The organism is Leifsonia sp. HAY1-4F (genome assembly GCF_056755275.1).
On the sequence record NZ_JBNDHX010000160.1, the window covers coordinates 1 to 5,186 of the forward strand.

At 69.7% G+C, this 5,186-nt stretch carries 4 protein-coding genes; all 4 read left to right on the plus strand.

The annotated features are described in order from the left end of the window. Nucleotides 1-464: L-rhamnose mutarotase (locus tag ACPYOG_RS18515; RefSeq protein ID WP_481295614.1), on the plus strand; the 464-nt coding region annotated here is incomplete at its 5' end. After that, complete coding sequence (gene rhaI / locus ACPYOG_RS18520; RefSeq protein WP_481295615.1) at nt 461-1,624, plus strand: L-rhamnose isomerase; 1,164 nt, start codon at nt 461-463, stop codon at nt 1,622-1,624. The genes ACPYOG_RS18515 and rhaI, both read left to right, overlap by 4 nt. Nucleotides 1,625-1,628: 4 nt before the next feature. Then, nucleotides 1,629-3,665 carry a bifunctional aldolase/short-chain dehydrogenase gene (locus ACPYOG_RS18525; protein WP_481295616.1) on the plus strand — a complete coding sequence of 679 codons (2,037 nt, stop codon included), beginning with the start codon at nt 1,629-1,631 and terminating at the stop codon, nt 3,663-3,665. Next, nucleotides 3,662-5,098 carry a rhamnulokinase gene (locus ACPYOG_RS18530; protein WP_481295617.1) on the plus strand — a complete coding sequence of 479 codons (1,437 nt, stop codon included), beginning with the start codon at nt 3,662-3,664 and terminating at the stop codon, nt 5,096-5,098. Before ACPYOG_RS18525 ends, ACPYOG_RS18530 begins: the two co-directional genes overlap by 4 nt. Nucleotides 5,099-5,186: the final 88 nt, after the last annotated feature.

The window sequence follows — 5,186 nt, forward strand, 5'->3', positions numbered from 1 at the left end:
TCCGTCGTCGGCAGCGTCAGATGTGTATAAGAGACAGCTCCTTCCCTCTCCTCCTCCTTGCGAAAGCGACCACCATGCAACGCGCGTGCTTCCGACTCCGCGTCGACCCGGCACACCTCGACGAGTACCGCGCGCGGCATGCGGCGGTCTGGCCCGAAATGCTGACCGCGCTGAAGGAGACGGGATGGGACAACTACTCCCTCTTCCTCGCCGACGACGGCTGGCTGATCGGCTACGTCGAGGCGCGGGACGACTACGAATCGGCGCAGCGGCGGATGGACCTCACGCAGGTCAACGCCCGCTGGCAGGCCGAGATGAGCCGGCTGTTCGACGGACTCGACGGGGATGCCCCCGATCGGTCATTCGAGCTGATCCCCGAGATCTTCCATCTCGAGGACCAGCTCGCAGCGATCGCGAACACGAACGACGACACGAAATACGACACGAAAGGCGCAGGACAGTGAGTGACTTGACGTCCATCCAGGACCAGCTCGCACGGCAGGCGATCGAGCTGCCGAGCTGGGCGTTCGGCAACTCGGGCACCCGGTTCCGGGTGTTCGGCACGCCGGGCACCGCACGCGACCCCTACGAGAAGGTCTCGGATGCGGCTCAGGTGCACAAGCACACCGGGCTGGCGCCGACCGTCGCCCTGCACATCCCGTGGGACACGGTCGACTCGTACGCCGACCTGCGCAAGCATGCCCAGGACAACGGCGTCGACCTCGGAACGGTCAATTCGAACACGTTCCAGGACGACGACTACAAGTTCGGGTCGGTCACGCACGCGGACGACCGGATCCGGCAGAAGGCCATCGACCACCACTTCGAGTGCATCGACGTGATGAACGAGACCGGCTCGCGCGACCTGAAGATCTGGCTTGCGGACGGCACGAACTACCCGGGCCAGGATGCGATGCGCGCACGCCAGGACCGCCTGGCCGACTCCCTCCAGAAGATCTACGAGCGGATCGGCGAGGGCCAACGGCTGGTGCTGGAGTACAAGTTCTTCGAACCGGCGTTCTATCACACGGACGTCCCGGACTGGGGGACCAGCTACGTCCAGACCGCCGCGCTCGGCGACCGCGCCGTCGTGTGCCTGGACACCGGCCACCACGCGCCGGGCACCAATATCGAGTTCATCGTGATGCAGCTGCTGCGGCTCGGGAAGCTCGGCTCCTTCGACTTCAACAGCCGGTTCTACGCGGACGACGACCTGATCGTGGGCGCCGCGGACCCGTTCCAGCTGTTCCGCATCCTGTTCGAGGTGATCCAGGGCGGCGGGTACGCCAACCCGGACGTCGCGTTCATGCTCGACCAGTGCCACAACCTGGAGGCGAAGGTCCCCGGCCAGATCCGTTCCGTCCTCAACGTCCAGGAGGCCACCGCCAAGGCGCTGCTCGTGGACACCGAGGCGCTTGCCGCCGCGCAGCGCGCCAACGACGTGCTCGCCGCCAACGCGGTGTTCATGGATGCGTTCAACACCGACGTCCGTGCCGAACTGGCCGCCTGGCGCGAGTCGCGCGGCCTGCCCGCCGATCCGATGGCCGCATACAAGGCCTCCGGCTACCAGCAGAAGATCGAGGCCGACCGCGTGGGCGGCACCCAGGCCGGATGGGGGGCGTGACACGATGACGAACGAGACTGTCGCGGACCTGATCGCCCGCTCCAATCGCCTCGGGTCGGACCCGAAGAACACGAATTACGCCGGCGGCAACACCTCCGCCAAGGGCACTGAGACCGACCCGGTGACCGGCGAGCCGGTCGAGCTGCTGTGGGTGAAGGGCTCCGGTGGAGACCTGGGCACGCTGACGGAGTCCGGCCTGGCGGTGCTGCGCCTGGACCGCCTTCGGGCCCTGCAGAACGTCTACCCGGGTGTGGATCGCGAGGACGAGATGGTCGCCGCGTTCGACTACACGTTGCACGGGAAGGGCGGCGCGGCGCCGTCGATCGACACCGCGATGCACGGGCTGGTGGATGCGGCCCACGTCGACCACCTGCACCCGGACTCGGGGATCGCGATCGCGACCGCTGCCGACGGTGAGGCGCTGACGGAGAAGATATTCGGCGGTCGTGTCGTGTGGGTGCCGTGGCGGCGCCCGGGCTTCCAGCTCGGACTCGACATCGCGGGCATCAAGGCGGCGAACCCGGAGGCGATCGGCTGCATCCTCGGCGGCCACGGCATCACCGCGTGGGGGGAGACGAGCTCGGAGGCGGAGGCCAACTCGCTGTGGATCATCCAGACCGCGGCGGACTACATCGCCGCCCACGGCCGTCCGGACCCGTTCGGTCCGGCGCTGCCCGGCTATGGGCCGCTGCCGGAGGGGGAGCGGCGGGCGAAGGCCGCGGCGCTGGCCCCGCACCTGCGCGCCATCTCCTCCACCGACCGGGTGCAGGTGGGCCACTTCACCGATTCGGATGCGGTGCTCGACTTCCTCGCCTCCGCGGAGCACCCGCGGCTGGCTGCGCTCGGCACGTCCTGCCCGGACCACTTCCTGCGCACCAAGATCAAGCCGCTGGTCCTCGACCTGCCGGCCGACGCCTCCATCGAGGACTCGGTGGCGCGCCTGGAGGAGCTGCACGAGCAGTACCGTACGGACTACCAGGCGTACTACGACCGGCACGCCACGGCGGACTCGCCGGCCATCCGCGGGGCGGACCCGGCGATCGTGCTGATCCCGGGTGTCGGGATGTTCTCCTACGGCGCGAACAAGCAGACCGCGCGCGTCGCGGGAGAGTTCTACGTCAACGCGATCAACGTGATGCGCGGCGCGGAGGCGCTCTCCACGTATGCGCCCATCCCGGAGTCGGAGAAGTTCCGGATCGAGTACTGGGCGCTCGAGGAGGCGAAGCTGCAGCGGATGCCGAAGCCGAAGCCGCTCGCGGGGCGGATCGCGCTCGTCACGGGCGCGGCATCCGGGATCGGGAAGGCGATCGCGACCCGCCTCGCCGGTGAGGGCGCGTGCGTCGTCATCGCCGACCTCGACCTGGCCAAGGCGCAGGCCGCCGCTGCCGAGATCGGCACCGCTGACGTCGCGATCGGTGTCGTCGCGGACGTGACCGACGAGAAGGCCGTCGACGCATCTATTCGGGAGGCGCTGCTCGCCTTCGGCGGCCTCGACCTGGTGGTCAACAACGCCGGCCTCTCGATCTCGAAGCCGCTGCTGGAGACCACCAACGCCGACTGGGACCTGCAGCACAACGTGATGGCCAAGGGCTCGTTCCTGGTCTCGCGGGCCGCGGCGAAGGTGCTGATCGAGCAGAAGCTCGGCGGCGACATCGTCTACATCTCCTCGAAGAACTCGATCTTCGCCGGCCCGAACAACATCGCCTACTCGGCGACGAAAGCCGATCAGGCGCACCAGGTGCGGCTGCTCGCGGCGGAGCTCGGCGAGCACGGCATCCGCGTCAACGGCATCAACCCCGACGGCGTGGTGCGCGGCTCCGGCATCTTCGCCGGCGGCTGGGGCGCCAAGCGCGCCGCGGTCTACGGAGTGCCCGAGGAGGAGCTTGGCCAGTACTACGCCCAGCGGACCCTGCTCAAGCGCGAGGTGCTGCCCGAGCACGTGGCCAACGCGGTGTTCGTGCTGTGCACGAGCGACCTCGACCACACCACCGGCCTGCACATCCCGGTGGATGCGGGGGTCGCGGCGGCCTTCCTGCGATGAGCGAGGGATCGGGCACCGTCGCTGCCGTCGACCTCGGCGCCACCAGCGGCCGCGTCATGCACGCGCGGGTGGGGCCGGGCACGCTCGAGCTGACGGAGGCGGCGCGGTTCCTCAACACGCCCGTGCGAGTGTGGGAGGGCGACCGTTCTGCTCTGCACTGGGACCTCACGGGGCTGTTCTCCAGCGTCCACGACGGGCTCTCGGCAGTCGCCCGCTCCGATCCGGCGCTCGCCAGTATCGGCGTGGACTCGTGGGCGGTCGACTACGGGCTGCTGCGCGACGGCCGCCTGCTGGGCGAGCCGTACCATTACCGCGACGAGCGCACGGCCCGGGGCGTGTCCCTGGTCCACGACGCCGTCGACCCGGCCGAGCTGTACCGGGAGGGCGGGCTCCAATTCCTGCCGTTCAACTCGCTGTACCAGCTGGCGGTGGATGCGGCCGACGGCTCCCTCGAGGGCGCCGACCGGTTCCTGCTCGTCCCCGACCTGATCACGTACTGGCTGACCGGCACGCAGCAGGCGGAGCGCACCAACGCATCCACGACGGGTCTCCTGACGGCGGAGGGGGACTGGAACAGAGCCCTCATCGGCCGGCTCGGCCTCCCGGCCGGCGTCTTCGCACCGCTGGTGGATGCCGGAACACCGGTCGGCGGCCTGCTCCCGTCGCTGGCGGCGGAGTTCCCGTTCGCGGGTGCCGGCCCCGTGGTCACCACGGTCGGCTCCCACGACACGGCCTCGGCGGTCGTGGCCGTCCCGATGGATCCGGCACGCGCCGCCTACATCTCCTGCGGGACCTGGGGTCTGGTCGGCGTCGAGCTGGAGCACCGCGTGGTCTCCGAGGAGGGCCGCGCCGCCAACTTCACGAACGAGGGCGGCGTGGATGGGCGCATCCGGTACCTCCACAACGTCATGGGACTGTGGCTGCTCAGCGAGTCGCTGCGGGAATGGCAGCAGCGCGGCCTGCCGGTCGGCCTCGAAGGGCTGCTCGCGGAAGCGGCCGAGCTGCCGCGGCCCGCGGACGTCTTCGACCCCGACGACCCGCGCTTCCTCGCGCCGGGGGATATGCCCTCCCGGATCGCCGGGTGGTTCTCCGAGCGCGGGCTGAGTGCGCCGGCGTCGCCGGCCGGCATGGTGCGGGTGATCGTCGAGAGCCTCGCCGGCGCGTTCGCGGAGTCGGTGCAGCGGGCTGCGGCCCTGACCGGCGTCGCCGTGGAGGCGATCCACATCGTCGGCGGAGGCGCCCGCAACGCGCTCCTGTGCCAGGCGACGGCCGACCGGAGCGGTCTGCCCGTGCTCGCCGGTCCGGTGGAGGCCACCGCGATCGGCAATGTCCTCGTGCAGGCCCGCGCCGCCGGCCTCCTCACTGGCGACCTTGAAACCCTGCGGGCCCTCGTGGCCCGCACCACCTCACTCGTCCGTTACGACCCTCGATAGGATCACTCATGGTCACCCGTCAATTTCCGAAGCCGGCTGAACTGTTGGAGTTGATGCAGTTCAAGAGGCCGGAGCTGGATCTGAAGAA